This window comes from Sphingobium lactosutens, from assembly GCF_013393185.1.
Lineage (GTDB): Bacteria > Pseudomonadota > Alphaproteobacteria > Sphingomonadales > Sphingomonadaceae > Sphingobium > Sphingobium lactosutens_A.
In genome coordinates, this window is the sequence record NZ_QJQX01000080.1 from 79,007 (window position 1) to 103,197 (window position 24,191).

Genomic DNA, 24,191 nt, shown 5'->3' on the forward strand with positions numbered 1-24,191 from the left:
TTATTCGTCTACGGCAAGCAGCAGCGCGCGCAATTCCGCGTCCAGATCGCGCGGAGCCTCGGCATCGAAGAAGATGTCGAAGGCGAGCGCCGCCTGCCCGATCAGCATTTCAAGCCCGTCGAGCGTCTTGAGGCCCCGCGCCCGCGCTGCCTTCAGTAGCGCCGTTTCCAGCGGCGTGTAGACGATGTCATAGACGGTCGCGCTCTCCGGCAGCGGCGAAAGGTCCAGTTCCAGCAGCGGCTGACCCACCATGCCAAGCGAAGTCGAGTTGACCAGCAGGTCGACGGCGGGCAGCGCATCGTCCATGCCGATCGCCCGGCCCTTTACCCCAGCGCGATCGAGCAGCGCCTGCGCCTTGGCCGGATCGCGCGCCATGATGGTGATGTCGGGCACGCCAAGGCTGGTGAGCGCGAACAGGATCGCCCGCGCCGCGCCGCCCGCGCCGACCAGCACCGCGCTCTGCCCCTTCCACTTGTCGCGCAGTAACGGCTGGAGGAAACCGCCCGCATCGGTATTGGTGCCGATCAGCGGGCCACCGGTTTCCGACGCGATGGTATTCATCGCCCCGATCCGCTCCCGCACGCCGCCCGGATCGTCGGTATAGTCCATCACCGCGATCTTGTGCGGGATGGTGACGTTACAGCCCAGCCAGTCGGGATCGGCGCGTCGTGCGAGGAAATAGGCCGCCAGCCCGTCGGGCGTCACATGCGTCTTCTTATATTCCGCCTCGATATCCAGCGCCTGGAGCCAGAAATTATGGATCAGTGGCGATTTGCTGTGCGCGATCGGATCGCCGATCACTTCGGCATAAGGGAGCTTGTCGGTCATGCCGCCAGAACGCCCCGCACGCGCAGAAAGTCAAGCAAAGGCAGCAGCGGCAGGCCCTGAATCGCGAACTGGCTGCCTTCCACCTTGCTGAAGATCTGCACCCCCGGCCCCTCGATCCGGTAGCAGCCCACGCACCAGCGCAACTCCTCCCAATCGGCATCGAGATAGGATTGGATGAAGGCGTCGGACAAGGGCCGCACCGTCATCCGCACCCGCTCGACATGGCGCCAGATCGCCTCGCCATTGAGCGCGATCACCGCCGCGCTGTGGAGATGGTGCACCCGCCCCGACAACAGCTTCAGGATGCGCTCGGCATCGGCACGGTCGACCGCCTTGTCGATCATCTCGCCGCGTTCTTCGCCATCGCCGATGCCCCCCGCCAGACTCAATGTCTGGTCGCAGCCCAGCACCAGGCCGCCCGGCACCCGCCGCGACACCTTGAGCGCCTTCAACTCCGCCAGCGCATCGGCCAGCGCCCGCGCATCGAGGCCGTCGGCACGCAGCGCTTCCTTGGCCGCTTCCTCATCGACGCCCGGAGACAGCGCCTCGAACGGCACCTGCGCGGCGCTGAGCAATGCGCGACGGCTCGCACTTTGCGAGGCAAGGACGATCATGATTCCCCTCCGACCGCCAGTTCGCGGTCATTGAACAGATTGATGATGGCGGCGGCGGCCTCCTCGATCGAGCGTCGCGTCATGTCGATCACCGGCCACCCATTGTCGGCGAACATGCGCCGGGCGAAGGACAGTTCATCCTGCACCTTTTCCAGATCAACATAGCTGGTTTCAGGCGCCTGGTTGAGGGAAAGGAGCCGGTTGCGGCGGATCTGCACCAGCCGTTCAGGGCTGACGGTCAGCCCGACGACCATCGGATGTTTCAGGCTGTAGAGGCTGCGCGGCGGCGGGGATTCCGGCACCAGCGGGATATTGGCGGTCTTGTAGCCGCGATTGGCGAGATAGATGGACGTCGGTGTCTTGGACGCGCGCGACACGCCCGCCAGCACGATGTCCGCCTCCTCCCAATTTTCATGCCCCACGCCATCGTCATGGGCGATGGTGAACTGGATCGCCTCGATCCGGGCGAAATAGGCTTCGTCGAGGATATGTTTGCGCCCCGGCCGGGTCCGCGTCTCCTGCCCCAATATGTTGGACAGGGCGTCGGCCACGCTGTCCAGCGCCGCGACATGCGGCAGGCCGAGTGCGCGGCAGCGCGTTTCCAGCCGGCGGCGCAGCATATGATTGGTCAGGGTGAAGAGCACCAATCCCGGATTGGCGGCGATTTCCTCCATGATCCGGTCGAGATGGACCTCGGACCGCACCATCGGCCAGAAATGGCGGATCGCCTCGACATTCTCGAACAGCCCGATCGCCGCCTTCGCGATATTCTCCAGCGTCTCGCCGGTGGAGTCAGACAGGAGATGAAGGTGGATGCGCGCCATGGGCACATCTCTGTGGGGAGGCTGTGGATAAAGCAAGGGATGAATCTGTGGATAAATATCGCCCCTTTTCCCGTCCCCATTGACCGGAATCTTATCCACAGACCCCCAACAGGTCCGATTTTTCCTCCACAGCCTGTGGATAACGTGGATAGCGACTCTGACTCGCCACCGCTTCCGTGACTCACCGGAGTCAAGCTGTTGGCAAAAGCGGGCACAACGCATAAACCCCGCTGCCAACGGACCAACTATCTCCACCATCCTTTGAATCTAAAATTAAAGAGAGAGTCTGATGAGCTTCGACGCCCCGGTGGCCCGCGCCGACAAGCCCCTTTTGGGCGTCCTCAAGGGCGACCGTCCTGTCGTCCCGCCGATGTGGCTGATGCGCCAGGCCGGCCGTTACCTACCCGAATATCGCGCGCTGCGTGCGGACAAGGGCGGTTTCCTCGAACTCGTCTATGACAGCGCCGCCGCGGCGGAGGTGACGCTCCAGCCGCTCCGCCGCTTCGGCTTCGACGGCGCGATCCTCTTTTCCGACATATTGATCGTCCCTTATGCGATGGGACAGCAGCTCTGGTTTGAGGCTGGCGAAGGTCCGCGCCTAGCCCCGATCCTGGCCGAGACCGACCTGTCGACGCTGAAACCCGATTTCAGCCGCTTCGAGGCGGTCTACGAGACCGTCCGGCAGGTGAAGGCGGCGCTGGACCCGGACGTGACCTTCCTGGGCTTTGCAGGCAGTCCCTGGACCATCTCGACCTATATGGTGGCAGGACAGGGCAGCAAGGATCACAGCGCCGCCCGTCGCATGGCCTATAACGAACCCGATAGATTCTCTGCTCTGATCGACGCGATCGTCGACGCGACCGTCATCTATCTGTCGGGCCAGATCGAGGCCGGCGTGGAGGCGGTGCAGCTGTTCGACAGCTGGGCCGGGAGCCTCGCTCCGCTCCAGTTCGAACGCTGGGTGATCGAGCCGAACCGGCGGATCGTCGAGCGGCTGAAGGCGATCCATCCCGATATACCCGTCATCGGCTTTCCCAAGGGGGCGGGGGCGAAGCTGGCCGACTATGCGGCGCGGACTGGCGTCGATGCGGTCGGCGTCGACGAGACGATTGATCCGCACTGGGCCAACCGGGCGCTGCCGCAGGGCATGCCGGTGCAGGGCAATCTCGATCCGCTGGCGCTGATTGCTGGCGGCCGAGCGGTGGAGGAGGCGGTCGACACTATCCGCGCCGCCTTCGCCGACCGTCCGCATATCTTCAACCTTGGCCATGGCATCCTGCCCGACACGCCCATTGCGCATGTCGAAGCGCTCATTACTTACGTGCGAAGCTGATATTAGCGCGATTTCCGAGCCGTCAGACGTTCCGTCTGACTTGAAATCGCTTCAAGGAGTTACCGACTGATGGCCTATCTTGGCGCCGCCTATCTCTGGGTGAAGGCCGCCCATGTCATTTTCGTCATCTTCCTGATGGCGGGGCTGTTCATGATGCCGCGCTTCTTCGTCTATCATCAGGAAACCGTGCCCGGATCGCCCGAGGATAAGCGCTGGATCGAGCGGGAAACGCGCTTGCTCAAGATCATCCTCAATCCATCGCTCCTACTGGTCTGGCTGTTCGGCCTGATGCTGATGGTGGAGATCGGCGCCTGGCATTTCGGCTGGTTCCACCTGAAGCTGCTCTTCGTGCTGGGTCTGTCGGGCTATCATGGCTGGATCGCGGGCTATGCGAAGAAGCTGGCAACGGGAGAGCGGCCTTTCAGCGACAAGAAACTGCGGATGCTGAACGAGATTCCGGGCATCGCGGCCGCGGTCATCGTGATCTGCGTGATCGTGAAGCCCTTCTGACGGCCGCTGTCCTACAGGGATCAATGCGGCTATGATCGGGGACGACCCACGAATAGGATCAGGCCCGCGCAATAAAATGTCGAAATCTGCGGGAAATGTGCGAAGTTAAGCGGGATCGACCGCAATATTGTCGATGAGGCGGGTGGTGCCGAGCTTCGCTGCGCCGAGCAGCCGGGCAGGGCGATTCAGCACCGCCATCGGCTCCAGCGTCGCCGCGTCGCACAGCGTCACATAGTCGATTGGGTCGAACCCATGCGCCGCGAGCGAGGCGATCGCCTTGGCCAGCGCGCCCTCGACCGGTTCCCCCTTTTCGATCTGCCGCTTCGCCTCGCCCAGCGCGCGGGGCAAGGCGAGCGCGGCCTTGCGCTCTTCCTCGGTCAGATAGGCGTTGCGCGAGGAGAGGGCGAGGCCGTCCTCAGCCCGCTGGGTCGGCAGGCCGACAATCTCGATGGGGAGATCGAGGTCCGCAACGAAGCGGCGGATGACCGCCAGTTGCTGATAATCCTTCTCGCCGAAGATGGCGACGTCGGGCCGCACCTGGTTGAACAGCTTGGTGACGACGGTGGCGACGCCATCGAAATGACCCGGCCGCGCCGCGCCGTCGAGGCCGTCGCTGATTCCGGTTACGCTGACATTGGTGGCGAAACCGCCGGGATACATCACTTCGACCGTTGGCGCCCAGAGGATGTCGACACCGGCGCTCTGAAGCATCTGGGCGTCCTTCGCCTCGCGTCGCGGATAAGCGTCCAGATCCTCGTTCGGGCCGAACTGCTTCGGGTTGACGAAGATCGACACCGCGACATGCCGGCCATGCCGCCGCGCTTCCTCCACCAACGCCATATGCCCGTCATGCAGGGCGCCCATGGTCGGCACCAGAGCCAACGGCTTTCCATCACTTTTCAGCGCATCGACGGCAGAGCGGAGGGCGGACAGGTCACGCAGCGTTTGCACGGGAGGAAGGGCTCCGATAAGGGCAGGATGATATGGGGCGTTCTGCTAGGCCTGTGCCGGCGCGACCGTCAACACGCATTGCGACAATCAACGGGGTTATCAGGGTCCGATGGCGAATCCGCAGCCGCATCTCATCGTCTTCGCCAATGAAAAGGGCGGCACAGGCAAATCGACCACTGCGGTCCACACCGCCATCGCGCTCTCCACGCTGGGCCACCGGGTGGGCATGATCGACCTCGATCCGCGTCAGCGGACCGTTACCCGCTATATGGAAAATCGCGGCGAAACCGCGCGCCGGCGCGGGATCGAACTGCCCATGCCCGATTATGCCGTGTTCACCGGCGAGAGCATCGACGCGCTCGACGATCAGGTCATCATGCTGGCGCAAGGCAAGGATTTCCTGGTCGTCGACACGCCCGGCCGCGACGATATCTATGCCCGGCATCTGGCGCCCCACGCCAATACGCTGGTCACGCCGATGAACGACAGTTTCGTCGATTTCGACCTGATCGGCCAGGTCGACCCGGAAACCTTCAAGGTCCGCCGCCTGTCCTTCTATTCCGAACTCATCTTCGACGCGCGCAAGACGCGGGCGAAGGTGGATGGTGTCACGATCGACTGGGTCGTGCTGCGCAACCGCGTCCAGCACCATGACGCCCGCAACAAGAAGCGCGTCGGCGATGCGCTGATGGAGCTGTCGCGCCGGGTAGGATTCCGCGTGATTCCGGGCCTGTCGGAACGCGTCATCTTCCGCGAGTTGTTCCCTTCGGGCCTGACCCTGCTCGACAAGGGGCATCTGGGCGAACTGGGGGTGAGCCATATCGCCGCGCGGCAGGAATTGCGCGAAATGGTGTCCGGCCTGGCCCTGCCCACGCTCGACGGCGTGGCGTCGCTGGACCTGATCGGCGCGGCCTGATGGGCGCATTGGCGCTGTTGCTGGCCGGGCTTGCAATCTGGCTGATCTGGACTGGAAGGCTGCAACGCATGACGGCAAAGGATGGCATGGCGCTGGGCGCGGCATTGGTCGGGGCGGTGCTGGCGGCAAAGGGCAAGCCGGTGATCGGTGCGCCCCTGCTGATCGGCGCGGCGCTGTTCTTCGTCAAGCAGGGGAATGCCAGAGCCAGGACTCGCAGGCGTCCCGCCGTGCCGCCGGTGGCGGCGGGCGCGGATGATCTGGTCAAAGCGCGCGCCTTGCTGGGGGTGGCGCCCGATGCCGATGCCAGGGCAATCCGTACCGCGCACCGCCGTCTGATCGCCTCGGTCCATCCCGACAAGGGCGGCACCGAAGCGCTTGCCGCGCAGATCAACGCCGCGCGCGATCTGCTGCTCGCCGACCAGAAACAGAAGCAGCGGTGACGCATCGGTTCGACCCGACCCTGCTGCGCGACTATGATTTGCGCGGTACGGTAGGCGAGACATTGCACCCTGCCGACGCTTGGGCGCTGGGCCGCAGTTTCGGCACGATCATCGCCCGGTCTGGCGGTCGGCGCGTCGCGGTCGGCTATGACGGGCGGTTGAGTTCGCCGACGCTGGAATCGGCGCTGGTCGAGGGGCTGACCGGGACCGGAATCGATGTCGTCCGCATCGGACTGGGACCGACGCCCATGCTATATCATGCCGAGATGACCGGCGATGTGGACGGCGGCATTCAGATAACCGGCAGCCATAATCCCGGCGACCAGAACGGCTTCAAGCTGGTGAAGGGGCATGCGCCCTTTTTCGGGGATGACATTCAGGCCCTGGGCGCGATGGCGGCCGCAGGCGACTGGACCTCCGGTACCGGCCGGGTCGAGACGGTCGACATTATGGAAGCCTATGTCGCGCGGCTGGTGCGGGGCTTCTACGGCCCGGCCTGCCGCATCGGCTGGGACGCTGGCAATGGCGCGGCTGGTCCGGTGGTGGAGAAGCTCGCGCAACTCCTGCCGGGTGAGCATCATCTGCTCTTCACCCAGGTGGACGGCCATTTTCCCCATCATCATCCCGATCCTTCCGAAGACCGGAATCTGGCCGACCTACGGGCGCTTGTCCTGCGCAAGCAACTCGATTTCGGCGTGGCTTTCGATGGCGATGGCGACCGGATCGGCGTGATCGACGGGCAAGGGCGGGCGATCGCAGGTGATCAACTGCTCGGCCTTTTTGCGGAGGAGGTTCTGAAAAACCACCCCGGCGCGTCGATCGTCGCGGATGTGAAGGCCAGCCAGACCGTCTTCGACCGCATTGCGGCGTGCGGCGGGAAGCCTGACATGTGGAAGACCGGCCACAGCCATATCAAGTCCAGAATGAAGCAGATTGCCAGTCCGCTGGGTGGCGAGACAACCGGTCATCTTTTCTTCGCCGACGATTATCATGGCTATGACGATGGTCTCTACGCTGCCGTGCGTCTGATCCGTCTGACGGGAGTGCTGGGACGTGGCGTCACTGCCCTGTGCGATGACTTGCCGACCAGCATCATCACCCCCGAACTGCGCTTTCCGGTGGCGGAGGCGCGCAAATTTGCCGTGGTGGAGGAGGTGCGGGCGCGTCTGCTAAAGATGGGCGCGGATCTGTGCGAGATTGACGGCGTGCGGGTGCGCACAATCGACGGCTGGTGGCTGCTGCGTGCATCCAATACCCAGGCGGCTTTGGTCGCGCGGGCCGAAGCGGCAGACGAATCCGGGCTGGCGCGGCTGCTGGCGCAGATTGATTCACAGCTTGCTGATTCGGGCGTAATCCGGCCGATCACAGGCTGATCTGCCCTCCAAATGCATTTTTTTGGTATCGCAATCATTTCAGGATGCAACTTTTCCCCTAGGGAAATGTCCATTTTTGCGATCGATTGCAGGAAATGCAATTGCGCCCCCATGTTTCGCATTTGCGACGAACGACGCTGCACTGCAAAAGGAACGGGCCTTTCAGGCATCCTCTCCTAAAACTTCATAGCCGCCTCCGGGCGGCTTTTTTTTGCCTTTTTTTCCGATGGCGCTTTCACCGAGTGCCGTAGCGTCCAAGACGCACTAACCATCGAAGCCTCGGGCAAGAACGGCTATTTTCCGCGCTTCGACACTGGAAATTAACGACATCTTTGATAAGCCCCGTGGCTCATAAGCCGGCCTGGCGCGTTCGACCGCCGCCGTCCGGCATGAGAAGAGTCGCATCTAGCAGAGGATTTGCCATGTATCTTAGCCGCCATCTGGGCCGTTTTCTTCTTGTCACCGCGGCCGTGGCTTCCCCACTTCCGGCCTTCGCAGGCGGCTTCTATCTGCAGGAACAATCGCCGATCGAAACCGGCCGTGCCCTGTCCGGCGGTGCGGCGGCGGGTGATGATCCTTCGACAATCTATTTCAACCCGGCGGCGATGACCCAGTTGTCGGGCATCCAGACCTCGATCGGTGGCTCCGCGCTGATGGCGTCCGCGCATCAGACCAATCGCGGCAGCTACCGCTCCGTACCCGGTTCCACCGTCCGCGTGCCGGTCGGCGGCAATGACGGCGGCCAACCGTTCGAGAGCGTGATCCCGATCCCCAGCTTCTACGCCAGCGCGCAGGTCAGTGACCGGCTGTGGGTCGGCTTGGGTGTCAACGCGCCTTTCGGCCTGAAGCTGGAGTATGATGACGGCTTCTTCGGTCGCTATGACTCGATCTACACCGACCTCAAAACCTATAATATCCAGCCGTCCGCCGCTTATAAGCTGACCGACAATCTGTCGATCGGCGGCGGTGTCGATGTGCAATATGTCAAGGCGAACCTGACCAACGCCCTGCCGCAGCTTTCGCCGCTGGCCCCCACCGACGGCTTTGCCCAGTTGAAGGGCGACGACTGGTCGGTCGGCTGGAATGCCGGCCTGTTCTACACGACAGGCGATACCAATTTCGGCGTCCATTATCGCTCCGGCATCAAGCACAAGCTGGCCGGCACCCAAACCGTGTCGGGCCTGCTTGGTCCGATCGCGGCAGGCAATGGCGAATTCGCTGCGACCGCGCCGCTCAACCTGCCCGACATTGTCACCGTCAGCATGATGCACAAGCTGACGCCGCAACTGCGCGCGATGATCACCGGCAAATGGTATAACTGGTCGAAGTTCAAGGGTATCGCCGTAACCTCCGCCACTGGTACGACGAACAAGGAACTGGATTACAAGGACAGCTATTCGGTCAGCGTCGGCGGCGAATATGATGTCGGCCCGGCCCTGACCCTGCGCGCCGGCACCATGTTCGATCGCAGCCCGACCAATCCGCAGCACCTGACCACGCGCGTGCCCGATGGCGATCGCGTCTGGCTGACCGGTGGCGCGACCTGGAACGTCTCGCAGTCGCTGGCGCTCAATGTCAGCTACGCCCACACCTTCGTCGAGAAGGCGAATATCATCCGTCCGGACGGCTATTATCCTGCGCCCGCGACCGTCACTGCGACCACTCTGGCGCAGACCAGCGGCAATGCGGACCAGGTCGCCGCATCCGTAACCCTGCGCTTCTAACCGTCACCAAAAATCACTATAGGGGCTTCGTAGAATACGGAGCCCCTTTTTCATGTCCGATCATAATCCCGGCCTGCGCCCCTGGCGCGACATTGCGCGGCGGCAGTCGCGGCAGATCATGGTCGGCAATGTCCCCGTCGGCGGTGGCGCGCCGGTCACGGTCCAGACCATGACCAACACGCTGACCCATGACGTCAAGGCGACCATCGACCAGATCCGCCGCTGCGAGGATGCGGGCGTCGACATCATCCGCGTGTCCTGCCCCGACGAGGAATCGACCGCCGCGCTCCAGCAGATCGTCCGCGCCGTCCGCGTGCCGATCGTTGCGGACATCCATTTCCATTACAAGCGCGCGCTGGAAGCGGCTGACGCCGGCGCAGCCTGCTTGCGCATCAATCCGGGCAATATCGGCTCGGAAAAGCGGGTGAAGGAAGTGGTCGACGCGGCCAAGGCCAATGGCTGCTCGATCCGCATCGGTGTCAATGCCGGGAGCCTCGAGAAAGATCTGCTCGAAAAATATGGTGAACCGTGCCCCGAGGCGCTGGTCGAAAGCGCGCTCGACCATATCAAACTGCTCCAGGACCAGGATTTCCACGAATATAAGGTTGCGGTGAAGGCGAGCGACGTGTTCCTCGCCGTCGCCGCCTATATGCAGCTGGCCGAGGCGGTCGATTGCCCGCTGCATCTGGGCATCACCGAGGCGGGTGGCCTGATCGGCGGCACGGTGAAGAGCGCGATCGGCATCGGCAACCTGCTCTGGGCCGGCATCGGCGACACGATCCGCGTGTCGCTCTCCGCCGAACCGGAGGAGGAAGTGCGGGTTGGCTACGAGATACTGAAATCGCTCGGCATCCGCACCCGTGGGGTCAAGGTCATCTCCTGCCCCTCCTGCGCGCGGCAGGGTTTCGACGTGATCCGCACCGTCCAGGCGCTGGAGGAGCGATTGCAGCATATCAATACGCCGCTCTCGCTGTCGGTGCTGGGTTGCGTCGTCAACGGTCCGGGCGAAGCGCGCGAAACCGATATCGGCCTGACCGGCGGCGGTAATGGCAAACATATGGTCTATCTGTCGGGCGTCACCGACCACACGATCCAGGACGCCGACATGGTCGACCATATCGTGAAGCTGGTCGAGGCCAAGGCAGCGGAGATCGAGGCGGAGAAGCTGGAGGCCGAAACGACCGACGCCGGCAAGGTGCAGGCGGCGGAATGACGGCCAAATGCATCGTCGGCTTGATGGGCGTCGCTGCATTGACGGGTTGCGAGAAGTCGCATGATGAACGACCGATGCTGAGGTTGAGTGCGGTTCCCGGCGTTGAAGGGAACTGCCTCGCGACGATCGGAGGGAAGTCTTTCGACCCGCAAGACCCCAAGGCGTTGGAAGCGGCTCTGGCACCCTATGCCGATACAAAATCGGATGTGCGCATAATTGGAAGCGGAAATGTGCCTTATCGCTGTATCGGCGGGGTGATCTACACGATGCAGCGGCAGGGATATAAAAAGGTCGGATTTATCGCCGAACCGACTTCCCAGAGCGAAAAATAGAATATTCCATGGTTCCGCGTTCTTTTGCGATCCCTTTCGCCATCTGCTGCCTTGGCGTCGCGCTCTTTTCGGTGATGGACGCGGCGATGAAGGGGCTGAGCCTCTCCATCGGCCTTTATAACGCGCTGTTCTGGCGGGCGGTGACAGGGAGCTTGCTTGGATTGGCGCTGATGCTGTTGACCCGGCAGCGCTGGCCGACGCGGGCAGTGCTGCGCATCCATCTGTTGCGTGGCGTGGTCGTGGCCTTCATGGCGGCGCTTTTCTTCTGGGCGATCATGCGGCTGCCGCTGGCCGAAGCCATCGCCCTGTCCTTCATCGCGCCGCTCATCGCCCTCTATCTGGCGGCGCTGCTGCTCAAGGAAAGCGTCGGGCGGGAAGCGATCGGCGCATCGCTGCTGGGGCTGGTGGGCGTAGGGGTCATCCTGTCGGGACGGTTGCAGGGCAATTATGACAGCGACGCATTGCTGGGTGCGATCGCGGTACTCATTTCGGCGATACTGTTCGCCTGGAATCTCATCATCCAGCGGCAGCAGGCGCAGGTCGCTTCCCCGATCGAGGTCGCCTTTTTCCAGCATCTCATCATGCTGGCCGTGTTCGCAGTGGGCGCACCCTGGCTGGCGATCATTCCGCCTGCCAAGGCCATTCCGCTCGTGCTGCTCGCCGCGACCCTGGCCTTCACCTCGCTTGCGGCGCTGGCCTGGGCCTATGCGCGGGCGGAGGCGCAGCGGCTGATCCCGGTCGAATATAGCGCCTTCATCTGGGCGGCGATCATCGGCTGGTTGATATTCGGCGACCGGCTGACGGTCGCGACCGTGACGGGGGCGTTGCTGATCGTGGCCGGCTGCCTTATCGCGGCGCGCGCGAAACGGGCAAATGCCCTTGATCATCAGGGGGCCCATGTGGAAGCGGGGACGGCATGAGCATCATCATTCGCGAAGCAGTGGCTGACGATATCGGGACCATCCATGATTTCATCCGCGCGCTGGCCGATTATGAGCGGCTGGCGCATGAGGTGAAGACGGATCGCGAGACGCTGGCCCGCTATCTGTTCGGCGCGCGCCCGATGGTGGAAGTGCTGATCGCCGAGCATGACGACGCGGCGATCGGCTTCGCCCTCTTCTTCCATAATTTCTCGACCTTCGAGGGGCGGCCCGGCCTTTATCTGGAGGATCTGTTCGTGTTGCCGCAGGCGCGCGGGTTGGGCGCTGGCAAGGCGCTGCTGGCGCGTCTGGCGCAGCTGGCCATCGACCGTGACTGCGCCCGGCTGGAATGGTCGGTGCTCGATTGGAACGAACCCGCCATTGCGGTCTATCGCGCGATCGGAGCGAAGCCGATGGACGAATGGACGGTGCAGCGCGTCGATGGGGATGCGCTCAGGGCTCTCGCGACCTCCTGAAATCCATGCCTTCGGATAAAGTCTTCGGGACGAGCTGAAGGGCGCAGGCTTGACGTGGAGTCACCCCCGGAGGCATTGTGCCGATCTGGAACATTTGGGGGACATGCAGTTTTATGGCCGTCGGCCGCACCGTGAAACGATCGCCGGAGTGGCGCGAAATGCTGAAGCGTAGCCTCATTCGCAGCGGTGCGCTGATCGGCGCGATCACGCTGATGCTGGCGACCCTGTTCCTGGCGCTCGCGTTGCTAAGCTATGCCCCCAGCGATCCGTCGATGAACACGGTCGCGGGCGAGCATGTCGCCAACATCATGCAGGCGCCCGGCGCCTGGGCCGCCGATTTTCTGCTCTGGCTGCTGGGCGTGCCGGTCGCTTTGCTCCTGCCGCTGATGGCAGTGACCGCGCGCCGCCTCTGGGGCGACCAGGATATGAGCGGGTGGAAGGCGCAGTTCGGCAAATGCCTGTTCGGCATCGTCCTGATCGGCATCGCGCTGGCCCTGTTCCAGACCGATCCGCTGGTCGGCCTGCCCGCGGGATGGGGCGGAGTGATCGGCCTCGTCACGGCCAAGGGCGTTGCCAGCCTGACCGCGCAGGTGCCTGCCGCCGCGCCCTGGATCAAGGGCGTGCTGATCGTCGTGACGCTGATCGCTGGCCTCTTCACCTGCTATCGCAGCCTGGCGCTGGAAAAGCCGATCATCGCGCTGCGTCGCCCGACCTTGCCCCGCTTCAACCTGCCGCGTCCCAGCCTGGCCTTTGCCGGTGGCGCGCCGGCGGTCGAGGGTGACGAGGACCAAGAGGATGACCGGGCCGAGCGCGTCATCGCCCCGCGCAAGCAGGTGTCGAACGAACCCAAGCCGCCCATCACCATCCAGACGCCCAAGCCAGCCCCGGCGCAGCGCAGCATGGCGCCGGTGTCGCAGGACGATCTGTTCGGCAACAGCTCGCTGCCGTCGCCCGACCTGCTCAATCCGATTCCTGCTAGCCAGGGTGGCAAGATCGACAAGGCGGCGCTGGAGCGCAACGCCCGGCTGTTGGAGTCCGTGCTCGACGACTTCCACGTGAAGGGCAATATCGTCGAGGTCCGCCCCGGCCCGGTCGTCACCATGTATGAACTGGAGCCGGCACCGGGCATCAAGGCGAGCCGCGTGATCGCGCTGGCCGACGATATCGCGCGCAACATGTCGGCGCTGTCGGCGCGCGTCGCGACCATTCCCGGCCGCACCGTCATCGGCATCGAGCTGCCCAACGCAAACCGCGAGGGTGTGTCCTTCCGCGAACTCATCACGTCGGAACAGTTCGGGCAGGAAGCGACGCTGCCGATCATCCTGGGCAAGAATATCTCGGGCGAGCCGATCATCGCCGACCTTGCTCCCATGCCGCATTTGCTGATCGCCGGTACCACCGGTTCGGGTAAGTCGGTCGGCCTCAACGCCATGATCCTGTCGCTGCTCTACCGGATGACTCCGGATCAGCTGCGCCTGATCATGATCGATCCCAAGATGCTGGAACTGTCGACCTATGACGACATCCCGCATCTGCTCTCCCCAGTCGTCACCGAGCCGGCCAAGGCGATCCGGGCACTCAAATGGGCGGTGGAGCAGATGGAGGATCGCTATCGCATGATGGCGTCGATCTCGGTCCGCAACCTTGCCAATTATAATGAGAAGGTCCGCGCCGCGAAGGCCAAGGGCAAGCCGCTCGGCCGCCGTGTCCAGACCGGCTACGACCCCGAAACCGGCAAGCCGATCTATGAGGAGGAACAGCTCGATTTCCAGCCGCTGCCACAGATCGTGGTGGTGGTCGACGAGCTGGCCGACCTGATGATGACGGCCGGCAAGGAAGTCGAATTCCTGATCCAGCGTCTGGCGCAAAAAGCGCGCGCGGCAGGCATCCACCTGATCCTTGCGACCCAGCGCCCCTCGGTCGACGTCATCACCGGCGTCATCAAGGCGAACCTGCCGACCCGCATCAGTTTCTTCGTGACGTCGAAGATCGACAGCCGCACCATCCTGGGCGAACAGGGCGCCGAACAGCTGCTGGGCAAGGGCGACATGCTCTACATGCATGGCGGCAAGGGTCTGACCCGCGTCCATGGTCCCTTCGTGTCGGATGACGAAGTGCGCGTGGTCGCCGACCATTGGCGCGCGCAGGGCCAGCCCGACTATATCTCCGCCGTGACCGAGGAGCCGGAAGAGGGCAGCTTCGCGCTCGATGGTGTCGATCTGGGCGATGACAGCCCCGACGCGCAGCTGTTCCGCAAGGCGTGCCAGCTGGTGTTCGAGAATCAGAAGGCGTCGACCAGCTGGCTCCAGCGCCAGCTCCGCGTCGGCTACAACAGCGCCGCGCGCCTGATAGAGCGAATGGAAGAGGAAGGGCTGGTCGGCCCGCCCAACCATGTTGGCCGCCGCGAAGTGCTGCGCGATGAAAATGGGAATCCGATCTGAAGCGTCGGAAAAGCGGCTTGAATCCGGGACGATTGCACGTCACGCAATCGTGCTTTCGCCCTTCGCATTTGCAGCATGAGCGATCGAGAGGCATAGGGAACGGGCCTTTCAGGCATCCTCTCCTAAAAACTTTCAGGGCCGGTCGTCAGATCGGCCTTTTTTTTGGCGCCGAAAGCGTCTAGGCGTGCCCCTGCTGCTGCCGCGCCGATAACATAATTGGAGCGGTGCCGCCGGAAAGACCGGCATGGCGAGGCGGGAGCATGGGGGATAGAGCTTGTCCCGATATCCAGTGCCAGATATCCAGCGGATGCTCTCCCCCATCACCCCAGATCCTTGCAGTTTCGGAACAGGCGGGTTCACAACGGGTTCAAGCCCCGCCGCCTAATCCCATCCTTCCAGAACAGATGGAGTTGAACGCCATGAAGCGCATCATTGCGCCCCTCGCGCTTGCCCTTGCCGCCACGCCTATGGTCGTGCCGACCATCCCTGCGATGGCCCAGCAACTGGGCCAATCCGATCTTGCCCAGGTCAACGCCTATATCCGCGCCGTCACCACCATGACCGCCGATTTCAGCCAGACCGACCGCAACGGCCAGACGCTGACCGGGCAGTTGACCATCAAGCAGCCCGGCAAGATCCGCTTCCAGTATCAGAAGGGCGTGCCGTTGTTGATCGTAGGCGACGGCAAGGCGCTGACCATGATCGACTATGAGGTGCGGCAGGTGCAGCGCTGGCCGATCGGCAATTCGCCGCTGGGCGCGCTGCTCGATCCCAATAAGGATCTGTCGAAGTTCGGCAAGGTCGTGCCGACCGGCGATCCGTCGATCCTGAGCGTTGAGGCACGCGATCCCAAGCGGCCGGAGTTCGGCACCATCAGCATGATCTTCAAGCGCGATCCGGCCAGTCCGGCGGGCTTGCAGCTCTACGGCTGGGTGGCGCTCGATTCGCAGAATAACCGCACGGCGGTGCGCCTGACCAACCAGCGTTATGGCGTGCCGGTCGCCGACTCCGCCTTCCGCTGGACCGACCCGCGACCCAAGGGCCGTTCGGCCGGCGGCTGATTCAGCCGTGCCGCGGGGTGGCCCGAGCGCCCTGCGGGACAGCCCGAAAAACTTTCGTTTTCGTTCATCTGCCGCTCATATGCGGGGCGCTAATCAGGAACCCACGGCGAGAGACAAAACCGGGATTTCCCCCCTGTTACCCGGTCCCCAGCTCTCGTCGCAAAGCGCTTCAAGGGCGCGATCGAGACCCCCGTTCCACGCCCCCGGAGCGGGGGTCTTACTTTGTCGGGTGCTTGCACAAGCCCGCGCGCACTTCTAGGGCTTGCCGCATGGCCGATACGCTCTCTATTTGCTCCTGGAACATCAACAGCGTCCGCGCGCGCATCGACATCGTCGAACAGCTGCTGCGGCAAGAAGCGCCCGACATTCTCTGCCTTCAGGAAACAAAGGTGGTGAACGAGATTTACCCCACCGAGATGTTCAAGCGGCTGGGCTATGTGCATCAGGTGCTGAACGGGCAGCGGATGCACCATGGCGTCGCGATCATGAGCAAGTTGCCGATTCACGAGGACGACCGGCTCGACTGGCAGGCCAATGGCGAGGCGCGTCACGTCGGCGTACGGCTCGACAATGGCGTGCGGATCGAGAATGTCTATGTTCCCGCCGGTGGCGACGTGCCCGACCGGGAGGTGAATCCCAAGTTCGGCCAGAAGCTCGATTTCCTCGAACGCATGATCCAGTGGTCCTCCGATCTGGAGGACAAGCCGACCATCCTGACCGGCGACTTCAACATCGCGCCGCTGGAATGCGACGTGTGGAGCCACAAGCAGTTGCTGAACGTCGTCAGTCATACGCCGATCGAGTGCGAGATTCTCGACCGGCTTCAGGCGTCGAACGACTGGGTCGATATCGGCCGCCATTTCCATCCCGCACCCGCGCGGCTCTACACCTGGTGGAGCTATCGCGCGAAGGATTGGGCGGAATCGGATCGTGGCCGCCGCCTCGATCATATGTGGATGACCAAGGATGTCGCGGACAAGGCGATCAGCCACCGCGTGGTCGAACCCGCGCGCAGCTGGATCAAGCCGTCGGACCATATACCGATCATCACCGAGTTCGCCTTCTGATGGCGACCGATCCCGCCGCCCGCAACGCCGCCCGCGCCATTGACGCGCTGCGCCGGGGCTGGGCGGTGCGCCTGAGCGCCCCCGACGGCGCGATCCGGCTGATGGCGATCGAGGGTGCCGACGCGGTGACGCTCGGTGGCTTCGATCCCGACAGCGAAGCCGACATACTCATTTCCGCCGCGCGGGCCGAGACGCTGAAGCTCGCCAACCAGTTGGCGGCGGCCGATCCCGAATTGCCGGTGCTGGTCGAACGCACGCCGTGGATCGATGCGGACGTGGCGACAGCGATCGCCGATCCGGTGCTCGATCTTGCCTCGCCGCTCAAGGGGCCGTTCCGCGCCCGTTCGCTGTCGGCCCCGCAAGCCGCCAAGGCGGCGCTAAGGCTGGCCCGGCTGGCCGGGATATTGCCCGCCTATTTCCTGCGTCAGGACGATGGCCCGGTCGAGGTGGAGGTCAGTGCGGACGACATCGCCGCCTATGACGATGCTGTCCATCTCGCTGTCGCGACACGTGCGCGATTGCCGGTGTCGGCCAGCGAAAGTGCCGAGATCGTTGCCTTCCGTAGCCCGGACGAACCGCGCGAGCATGTCGCGCTGATCGTCGGCAAGCGGGATAGTTCGCCGCCGGTTATCCGGTTGCACAGCGAATGCCTGACCGGAGACGTGCTGGGCAGCCTGAAATGCGATTGCGGGCCGCAACTGCATGAGGCGCTGCACCAGATCGCCGACGCGCCCTGGGGTATATTGCTCTATCTGCGGCAGGAGGGGCGGGGCATCGGCCTGGTCAACAAGTTGCGCGCCTATGCGATGCAGGATCAGGGGTTCGACACGGTCGACGCCAATGTGCGGCTGGGATTCGCGATCGACGCGCGCGATTTCTCGGTGGCGGCGCGGATGCTCGATCTGCTGGGCGTCGGCGAGGTGCGACTGCTGACCAACAATCCGAACAAGGTGGTCGGGCTGGAGGAGGCTGGCATCAAGGTGGCCGAGCGCTTGCCGATCATCCTGCCCACCAACCCGCATAATGAACGCTATCTGGCGACCAAGCGCGACCGGACCGGCCACCAGCTATGAGTGTCATCGGCGTCGAATGTGGCGCGGGGCGCCTGCGTTTCGGCGATATCGTCATGCCCTGCACGATCGGGCGTGGCGGCGCCTGTGCGGCGGTGGACAAGCGGGAAGGGGATGGTTGCACACCGATCGGGACATGGCCGATCCGGGGCGTGCTGCTGCGGCCGGGCAAGGTCGAGGCGGCCGGCATCCGTCTGCCGTGGCGCTGGGTGCGCGCCGGCGATGGCTGGTCGGACGGCGTGGACGACCCGGCCTATAATCGCCCGGTTCGTCTGCCCCGCCCCTTTTCCGCCGAAAATCTGATCCGGGGGGACGACGCCTATGATGTGATCGTCGTGCTGGGGCATAATGATGCGCCACCGGTGCCGGGGCAGGGCAGCGCGATCTTCTTCCATCTGTCCGAAGGACGTCCCACGGCGGGCTGCGTCGCGGTGGAGCGGACGGACATGCTGCGGCTGTTGCCCTTGCTGGCGCCGGGCGATGTAATGGAGATTCTTCCGTAACATCCGTTCGCTGCGCCTGTCGAAGCAGGCGCGCGCCCTTCGACAGGCGCAGCGAACGGAGGAGTAATTTCTACGCCATCTCCAGCGCTTCGCCGACCTCGCCGCCGGCGGCTTCGAGCAGGCGGCGCTCCAGCGTCTGGAGCCGGGCCTTGCTCTCGATCTTTCCGCCCAGCAGGTCGGTGATGTAGAAGGTGTCGACCGCGCGTTCGCCATAGGTGGCGACATGCGCGCTGTGGACTGTCAGCTTCGACTGGAACAGCGCATTGGCGAGGCTGAACAGCAGAGCCGGACGGTCGCGGGCGTTCACCTCGACCACGGTGAAGCGGTTCGACGCCTTGTTGTCGATCAGCACATTGGGCTCGATACGGAAGGCTTCGGCGCGGGTGCGGGGCAGGGGGCGCGCCGCGAGCTTGGTGATCAGCCGATGCCGGTTGGACAGCGAATCCTCGATCGCATTGCGGATGCGCGTCAGCTGTTCGGGGCTGTGGAAGGCGCCACCGAGCGGATCCTGCACCAGGAAATTGTCGATGGCGACGCCGTCGCGCGTCGTATGGATGCGCGCATCGATGATGTTGCCGCCGGCCAGATGGATGGCGCCGGCGATGCGGTAGAAGAGGCCCGGATGGTCGGTCGCATAGACCGTGACCAGCGTCGCGCCGCGCTGCGGATAATATTGTGCCGCGATCGACAGCTGGGCGTCGCCGGATTCCAATATATGCTGGGCGTTATGGACGAGGATGTCCTCCGGCTCGGCGATCCAGTAGGATTCGGGCAATCGCTTGCTGAATGCCTCGAACGCGGCTTCGTTCATGCCCAGGGCCGCGCGCAGCGCGACCTGCTTGGCGGCGACCCGTTCGCTGCGCCCCTTCTGCTTGTGGCCGAGGCGCAGCACTTCCTCCGCCGAGTCGTAGAGATCGCCCAGCAACTGCCGCTTCCAGCTATTCCAGACGCCCGGTCCCACGGCGCGAATGTCGACCACGGTGAGGCAGAGCAGCAGGCGCAGCCGCTCGGGACTTTGCACCACATCGACGAAATCGAGGATCGTCTTGTAGTCGGCCAGATCGCGCTTGAACGCGGTCGCCGACATGAGGAGGTGATAGCGCACCAGCCAGGCGACCGTCTCGGTCTCGGCCGGGCTGAGGCCGAGGCGAGGACAGAGATGTTCCGCCACCTCCGCGCCCAGCAGGCTGTGATCGCCGCCACGCCCCTTGGCGATGTCGTGCAACAATACGGCGACATACAGAACCCGGCGCGAGATCAGGCGGCCCATCAGATCGGTCGAGAGCGGATGATCCTGCCCCAGTTCGCCCTTCTCGATCCGGGCCAGCAGTCCGACCGCACGGATGGTATGCTCGTCGACCGTATAATGATGATACATGTCGAACTGCATCTGCGCGACGACGCGGCGGAAGTCGGGGATGAAACGGCCGAAGACAGTCGATTCATTCATCCAGCGCAGCACCGTTTCGGGATCGCGCGGAGAGGTCAGCACGTCCATGAAGGCGGCGTTGGCACGGGGATCCTTGCGCACCTTTGCGCTGATCAGGCCGGCGTCGCGGCTGGCGGCGCGCATGGCGCTGGGGTGGATCTGAAGCCCGTGCTTGTCCGCCACGGCGAAGATCTCCAGCATTCGCACCGGATCCGCCTGGAAGAAATCGTCACTCGGCAGCGCCAGCCGTCCCCGTTCTAGCACGAATCCGTCCAGCTTCTTGGGACGGCGGAAGATGGACGGGATATAACGCCGCCCCTTGGGCCCCATCTGGTCGTCCAGATGCGCCAGGAATACGGCGGTGAGGTCGCCTACCGTCTTCGCGTTCAGGAAATAATAGCGCATGAAGCGCTCGACCCCCGACCGTCCCGCACGCCCGATGAAATGCATCCGCGTCGCGGTTTCGAGTTGCAGGTCGAAGGTCAGCCGGTCTTCGGCGCGCCCGGTGATGGTGTGGAGGTGACAGCGCACGGCCCAGAGGAAATCCTCCGCCTTCTGGAACTGGCGCAGTTCGCTCTGCGTCAGCAGGCCGACATCGACCAGATCGGCGACCGATCGCACCCGGTTCACATATTTGCCGATCCAGAAGAGCGTGTGCAGGTCGCGCAGTCCGCCCTTGCCTTCCTTCACATTGGGTTCGACGACATAGCGGCTGTCGCCCATGCGCCTGTGGCGCTCGTCGCGCTCCTCCAGCTTCTCGGTGACGAAGGCGCGGGCATTGCCCTGCATCACCTCGGCATCGAAGCGGGCGGACGTTTCCTCGTACAGGGCACGGTCGCCCCAGATATAGCGCGCCTCCAGCAGGGCGGTGCGGACGGTGAGGTCGCTCTTCGCCATGCGCATCGTCTCGTCGACCGAACGGCTGCTGTGCCCGACCTTGAGGCCCAGATCCCACAGCGAATAGAGCATGGATTCGATCACTTGCTCGGTCCAGCCGGTCGGCTTCCAGGGGGTGATGAAGCCGATATCGACATCGCTGTGCGGCGCCATCTCGCCACGGCCATAGCCGCCCACCGCGATCAGCGCGATCCGCTCGCCGGTGCTACGGTTGCCGGAGGGGTAGAGATGATGGGTGGTGGCGTCGTAGAGCAGGCGGATGATCTGGTCGATCAGGAAGGCGAAGGCGCTGACTGCCTCGCGTCCGCGCGTGGGTTTCGCCTCCAACCGCTTGGCGACCTCGCCCCGGCCATGGTCCAGCGCGGCCTTCAGTTCCTTCACGATCGCACCGCGCAGCCGCATCGGATCGCCCCGATGCTCCAGCGCAAGGGCGTTGATCCTGTCGGAAATCGCGCGCCGGTCGATGATCGCGCGGCGCGCTCCCAAGGCGGGGAACTGCATGACCATATCTGTTCTCTAGTCGTGCACCACGTCGGCGGCCAGTTGTTTCAGTCGATATATATGATCGAGTGCGTCACGCGGGGACAAGGCGTCGGCGTCGATCGCCTCGATCGCGGCGCGCAGCGGGTCGGCCTTCTCCTCTTCCTGCACCGCGATGGCGGCGAAAAGCGGCAGGTCGTCGAGGCCGGCGGCGATCCCGCCGGTCTTCGCCTTGCCTGCTTCCAGCCGTGACAGCACATCCTTGGCGCGCTTGAGCACGGCGGGCGGCAGGCCCGCGAGACGCGCGACAGCGAGGCCATAGCTGCGGTCCGCCGGTCCTTCGGCCAGTTCGTGTAGTAGGATGAGGTCGCCTTTCCACTCGCGCGCGCGGACATGGTGGAGCGAGAGCGAGGAGAGGCTTTCGGCGAGGCGCGTCAGTTCATGATAATGGGTCGCGAACAGGCAGCGGCAGCGATTGACCTCATGCACCGCTTCCACCACCGACCAGGCCAGCGCAAGGCCGTCATAGGTCGATGTGCCGCGCCCGACCTCGTCGAGGATGACGAAGCTGCGTTCCGTCGCCTGGGCGAGGATCGCCGCCGTCTCGACCATCTCGACCATGAAGGTGGAGCGGCCCTTGGCCAGATTGTCCGATGCGCCGACGCGGCTGAACAGGCGGTCGACCAGCGTCAGCGTCGCCGCTTCGGCGGGGACGTAGCCGCCCGCCTGCGCCAGGATGACGATCAGCGCATTCTGCCGCAGGAAGGTCGACTTGCCGCCCATGTTCGGGCCGGTGACGAGCCAGAGCCGGTCGCCTTCATTGAGGCGGCAGTCGTTGGCGACGAAGGGCTGGCCCTCGCGGCGCAGGGCATCCTCAACCACCGGGTGACGGCCGCCGACGATGTCGAGGCATTGGCCCGCACCATCATCCGGCACGAAATGCGGGCGCTGCCAGCCGCCTTCCGCCGCGCGTTCGGCGAGCGCGGCTGCGACGTCGAGCCGGGCGAGCGCATCGGCGGCGCGGGCGATGTCGGCCTTGCGGTCGAGCACGGCGTTGATGAGGTCTTCCAGATGCGCGGCTTCGGCGACCAGCGCATGGGCGCCGGCCTGCGCCACGCGCCCGGCTTCCTCATGCAAGTCGATCGAGTTGAAGCGCACGACACCGGCCAGCGTCTGGCGATGGGTAAAGCCGCTGTCGGGTGCCATCAGCGCATCGGCGGCGCGGGCGGGCACCTCGACATGATAGCCGAGCACGCCGTTATGACGGATCTTGAGCGAGCCTATGCCCGTCTGCTCGCGATATTTCGCTTCGAGCGCGGCGATGGCGCGGCGACCGTCGCCCGCCATGCGGCGCAGTTCGTCGAGCGCGGGATCATAGCCGTCGGCGATATAGCCGCCATTGTTCGTCTCGGTCGGTGGCGCGGGCACCAGCGCGCGCGACAGGGCGTCGACCAGTTCGCCATGGCCATCGAGCGCGGGTAGCAGTTGCAGCAGAAGCTGCGGCGCGTCGGCGAGGCGCCCCAGCCGCTCGCGCAGCAGGCGCGCTTCGCCGAGGCCATCGCGGAGCTGGCCAAGATCGCGCGGGCTGCCGCGCCCGACCGCGACGCGGCCCAGCGCGCGACCGATATCGGGCAATGCGCGCAGCGCGGCGCGGAGCTGGTCGCGCAGGATGGAATCATCGTGGAACAGCTGGACGAGGCCCAGCCGCGCCTCGATCGTGGCGAGGTCCATCAATGGCGCGGACAGATCCTGCCCCAGCAGGCGGGCGCCGGCGCCGGTGACGGTGCGGTCGATCGCGCCCAGCAGACTGCCCGCGCGGGAGCCGGCCATGGTGGCGATGATCTCCAGACTCTCGCGCGTTGCCGCGTCGATCGCGACATGGCCGCCGCTGGTCTTGCGCAAAGGCGGGGCAAGGAAGGGCAAGGTGCCTTTGCCGGCATGGTCGAGATAGGCGATGAGGCCGCCCATCGCCGCCAGCTCCGCGCGGCCGAACTGGCCGAAGCCGTCCAGGGTGGCGACGCCGAACAGGCGCTTCAGCGCATCCTCGGCCCGGCTGCTGGAGAAGGCGGCACGGTCGAACGGGTGGGTATCCACGACGTCGATGGTCGATCCTTCGGCCACCACCGTCTCGCTCGGCCGCAGCCGGGCCAGTTCGGCGGGCAGGTCGCCCATCGGGCAGGTCATCGTCTCGAACCGGCCGGTGGAAATATCGGCGGCGGCGATGCCGATCTCGCCCGATCCCTCTCCGCCAACCTGCGCCAGCGCGACCAGCATATTGTCGCGTCGGCTGTCGAGCAGCGTTTCCTCGGTCAGCGTGCCGGCGGTGACGTAGCGGACGATGGCCCGCGCCACGAGCGTCTTGCCCCCGCGCGCCTTGGCCTGTGCCGGGGTTTCGGTCTGCTCGGCGATGGCGACGCGGTGGCCGCCCTTGATGAGGCGCGCCAGATAGCCCTCGGCGCTGTGCACTGGTACGCCGCACATCGGGATCGGCGTCCCGCCATGCTCGCCCCGGCTGGTCAGCGCGATATCGAGCGTCGCGGCCGCCATCTTGGCGTCGTCGAAGAACAGCTCGAAGAAATCGCCCATCCGGTAGAAGAGCAGGCAGTCCTGCGCCTCCGCCTTCAGCGCCAGATATTGCGCCATCATCGGGGTCGGCTGGGAGGCGGCGGCGGGCGCGGTGTCGGTCGATTTTGCCATGGGGGAAAGGCGATAGCCTGATCCCACCGCTGAAACCAGAGCTTCGCGGAAAGGCAGGAAAATTGCGCTTCTCGCACTTGCCCACAGGATAA

At 64.6% G+C, this 24,191-nt stretch carries 20 protein-coding genes and 1 pseudogene; 15 read left to right on the forward strand and 6 right to left on the reverse strand.

Annotated elements, in window-relative coordinates:
* From aroE to DM806_RS23195, 3 genes are read right to left on the reverse strand one after another with little or no spacing between them, the layout of a single operon-like run.
* Complete coding sequence (aroE, locus tag DM806_RS23185) at positions 1-828, reverse strand: shikimate dehydrogenase (RefSeq protein ID WP_179045520.1); 828 nt, start codon at positions 826-828, stop codon at positions 1-3.
* Positions 825-1,442, reverse strand: coding sequence for a Maf family protein (locus tag DM806_RS23190; RefSeq protein WP_179045521.1), 618 nt, complete (start codon positions 1,440-1,442; stop codon positions 825-827). The genes aroE and DM806_RS23190 overlap by 4 nt, the downstream gene beginning before the upstream one ends.
* Entirely contained in the window at positions 1,439-2,266 is an 828-nt protein-coding gene (locus tag DM806_RS23195) for a pyruvate, water dikinase regulatory protein (RefSeq protein ID WP_179045522.1), read from the reverse strand. Before DM806_RS23195 ends, DM806_RS23190 begins: the two co-directional genes overlap by 4 nt.
* 289 nt (positions 2,267-2,555) lie before the next feature.
* On the opposite strand from DM806_RS23195, the gene hemE reads away from it, so the two are divergent.
* On the forward strand, positions 2,556-3,599 hold the full coding sequence (gene hemE / locus DM806_RS23200) for a uroporphyrinogen decarboxylase (protein ID WP_179045523.1): 1,044 nt from the start codon (positions 2,556-2,558) through the stop codon (positions 3,597-3,599).
* Positions 3,600-3,668: 69 nt separating this feature from the next.
* The gene (locus DM806_RS23205) at positions 3,669-4,109 is read left to right on the forward strand and encodes a CopD family protein (RefSeq protein ID WP_179045524.1); all 441 of its coding nucleotides are present in this window, start codon (positions 3,669-3,671) and stop codon (positions 4,107-4,109) included.
* Positions 4,110-4,214: 105 nt separating this feature from the next.
* Here DM806_RS23205 and panC read toward each other — a convergent pair whose 3' ends face one another.
* Positions 4,215-5,060 carry a pantoate--beta-alanine ligase gene (gene panC / locus DM806_RS23210; RefSeq protein ID WP_179045525.1) on the reverse strand — a complete coding sequence of 282 codons (846 nt, stop codon included), beginning with the start codon at positions 5,058-5,060 and terminating at the stop codon, positions 4,215-4,217.
* A gap of 109 nt (positions 5,061-5,169) precedes the next feature.
* Between panC and DM806_RS23215 the strand changes: the two genes are divergently transcribed.
* The 13 genes and pseudogenes from DM806_RS23215 (at position 5,170) to DM806_RS23275 (ending at position 18,596) form a co-directional block, all read left to right on the forward strand.
* Complete coding sequence (locus tag DM806_RS23215; RefSeq protein ID WP_179045526.1) at positions 5,170-5,976, forward strand: division plane positioning ATPase MipZ; 807 nt, start codon at positions 5,170-5,172, stop codon at positions 5,974-5,976.
* Positions 5,976-6,416, forward strand: coding sequence for a J domain-containing protein (locus DM806_RS23220; RefSeq protein WP_179045527.1), 441 nt, complete (start codon positions 5,976-5,978; stop codon positions 6,414-6,416). Before DM806_RS23215 ends, DM806_RS23220 begins: the two co-directional genes overlap by 1 nt.
* The gene (pgmG, locus tag DM806_RS23225; RefSeq protein WP_179045528.1) at positions 6,413-7,789 is read left to right on the forward strand and encodes a phosphoglucomutase/phosphomannomutase PgmG; all 1,377 of its coding nucleotides are present in this window, start codon (positions 6,413-6,415) and stop codon (positions 7,787-7,789) included. Before DM806_RS23220 ends, pgmG begins: the two co-directional genes overlap by 4 nt.
* 422 nt (positions 7,790-8,211) lie before the next feature.
* Positions 8,212-9,513 (forward strand): OmpP1/FadL family transporter, encoded by a 1,302-nt coding sequence (locus DM806_RS23230; RefSeq protein WP_179045529.1) that lies wholly within the window; start codon positions 8,212-8,214, stop codon positions 9,511-9,513.
* Between the two features lie 52 nt (positions 9,514-9,565).
* Positions 9,566-10,726 carry a flavodoxin-dependent (E)-4-hydroxy-3-methylbut-2-enyl-diphosphate synthase gene (gene ispG / locus DM806_RS23235; protein ID WP_179045530.1) on the forward strand — a complete coding sequence of 387 codons (1,161 nt, stop codon included), beginning with the start codon at positions 9,566-9,568 and terminating at the stop codon, positions 10,724-10,726.
* Between the two features lie 203 nt (positions 10,727-10,929).
* A pseudogene (locus DM806_RS23240) lies at positions 10,930-11,058 on the forward strand (biopolymer transporter ExbD); the annotation flags it as partial.
* Between the two features lie 8 nt (positions 11,059-11,066).
* Positions 11,067-11,978 (forward strand): DMT family transporter, encoded by a 912-nt coding sequence (locus DM806_RS23245; RefSeq protein WP_179045531.1) that lies wholly within the window; start codon positions 11,067-11,069, stop codon positions 11,976-11,978.
* Positions 11,975-12,454 (forward strand): GNAT family N-acetyltransferase, encoded by a 480-nt coding sequence (locus DM806_RS23250; RefSeq protein WP_179045532.1) that lies wholly within the window; start codon positions 11,975-11,977, stop codon positions 12,452-12,454. Before DM806_RS23245 ends, DM806_RS23250 begins: the two co-directional genes overlap by 4 nt.
* 113 nt (positions 12,455-12,567) lie before the next feature.
* The gene (locus tag DM806_RS23255) at positions 12,568-14,895 is read left to right on the forward strand and encodes an FtsK/SpoIIIE family DNA translocase (RefSeq protein ID WP_179045533.1); all 2,328 of its coding nucleotides are present in this window, start codon (positions 12,568-12,570) and stop codon (positions 14,893-14,895) included.
* 419 nt (positions 14,896-15,314) lie between these two features.
* On the forward strand, positions 15,315-15,956 hold the full coding sequence (locus tag DM806_RS23260; RefSeq protein ID WP_179045534.1) for a LolA family protein: 642 nt from the start codon (positions 15,315-15,317) through the stop codon (positions 15,954-15,956).
* Between the two features lie 269 nt (positions 15,957-16,225).
* On the forward strand, positions 16,226-17,023 hold the full coding sequence (xth, locus tag DM806_RS23265) for an exodeoxyribonuclease III (RefSeq protein ID WP_179045535.1): 798 nt from the start codon (positions 16,226-16,228) through the stop codon (positions 17,021-17,023).
* Positions 17,023-18,096, forward strand: a complete 1,074-nt coding sequence (ribA, locus tag DM806_RS23270) for a GTP cyclohydrolase II (protein WP_179045536.1) — start codon at positions 17,023-17,025, stop codon at positions 18,094-18,096. The genes xth and ribA overlap by 1 nt, the downstream gene beginning before the upstream one ends.
* Positions 18,093-18,596 (forward strand): L,D-transpeptidase family protein, encoded by a 504-nt coding sequence (locus DM806_RS23275; protein WP_179045537.1) that lies wholly within the window; start codon positions 18,093-18,095, stop codon positions 18,594-18,596. The genes ribA and DM806_RS23275 overlap by 4 nt, the downstream gene beginning before the upstream one ends.
* Positions 18,597-18,666: 70 nt before the next feature.
* Here DM806_RS23275 and DM806_RS23280 read toward each other — a convergent pair whose 3' ends face one another.
* Positions 18,667-21,429, reverse strand: coding sequence for a [protein-PII] uridylyltransferase (locus tag DM806_RS23280; protein ID WP_179045538.1), 2,763 nt, complete (start codon positions 21,427-21,429; stop codon positions 18,667-18,669).
* A gap of 9 nt (positions 21,430-21,438) precedes the next feature.
* A complete protein-coding gene (gene mutS, locus DM806_RS23285; protein WP_179045539.1) occupies positions 21,439-24,099 on the reverse strand; it encodes a DNA mismatch repair protein MutS in 2,661 nt (886 codons plus the stop codon).
* Positions 24,100-24,191 lie beyond the last annotated feature (92 nt).

Coding starts and splice junctions, on each gene's coding strand:
- DM806_RS23255 (WP_179045533.1), top strand. CDS start 12,568: ATGGCCGTCGGCCGCACCGTGAAACGATCGCCGGAGTGGCGCGAAATG.
- DM806_RS23215 (WP_179045526.1), top strand. CDS start 5,170: ATGGCGAATCCGCAGCCGCATCTCATCGTCTTCGCCAATGAAAAGGGC.
- DM806_RS23205 (WP_179045524.1), top strand. CDS start 3,669: ATGGCCTATCTTGGCGCCGCCTATCTCTGGGTGAAGGCCGCCCATGTC.
- DM806_RS23230 (WP_179045529.1), top strand. CDS start 8,212: ATGTATCTTAGCCGCCATCTGGGCCGTTTTCTTCTTGTCACCGCGGCC.
- DM806_RS23220 (WP_179045527.1), top strand. CDS start 5,976: ATGGGCGCATTGGCGCTGTTGCTGGCCGGGCTTGCAATCTGGCTGATC.
- hemE (WP_179045523.1), top strand. CDS start 2,556: ATGAGCTTCGACGCCCCGGTGGCCCGCGCCGACAAGCCCCTTTTGGGC.
- mutS (WP_179045539.1), bottom strand. CDS start 24,099: ATGGCAAAATCGACCGACACCGCGCCCGCCGCCGCCTCCCAGCCGACC.
- ispG (WP_179045530.1), top strand. CDS start 9,566: ATGTCCGATCATAATCCCGGCCTGCGCCCCTGGCGCGACATTGCGCGG.
- DM806_RS23260 (WP_179045534.1), top strand. CDS start 15,315: ATGAAGCGCATCATTGCGCCCCTCGCGCTTGCCCTTGCCGCCACGCCT.
- DM806_RS23190 (WP_179045521.1), bottom strand. CDS start 1,442: ATGATCGTCCTTGCCTCGCAAAGTGCGAGCCGTCGCGCATTGCTCAGC.
- DM806_RS23280 (WP_179045538.1), bottom strand. CDS start 21,429: ATGGTCATGCAGTTCCCCGCCTTGGGAGCGCGCCGCGCGATCATCGAC.
- DM806_RS23275 (WP_179045537.1), top strand. CDS start 18,093: ATGAGTGTCATCGGCGTCGAATGTGGCGCGGGGCGCCTGCGTTTCGGC.
- ribA (WP_179045536.1), top strand. CDS start 17,023: ATGGCGACCGATCCCGCCGCCCGCAACGCCGCCCGCGCCATTGACGCG.
- DM806_RS23245 (WP_179045531.1), top strand. CDS start 11,067: ATGGTTCCGCGTTCTTTTGCGATCCCTTTCGCCATCTGCTGCCTTGGC.
- aroE (WP_179045520.1), bottom strand. CDS start 828: ATGACCGACAAGCTCCCTTATGCCGAAGTGATCGGCGATCCGATCGCG.
- DM806_RS23250 (WP_179045532.1), top strand. CDS start 11,975: ATGAGCATCATCATTCGCGAAGCAGTGGCTGACGATATCGGGACCATC.
- DM806_RS23195 (WP_179045522.1), bottom strand. CDS start 2,266: ATGGCGCGCATCCACCTTCATCTCCTGTCTGACTCCACCGGCGAGACG.
- xth (WP_179045535.1), top strand. CDS start 16,226: ATGGCCGATACGCTCTCTATTTGCTCCTGGAACATCAACAGCGTCCGC.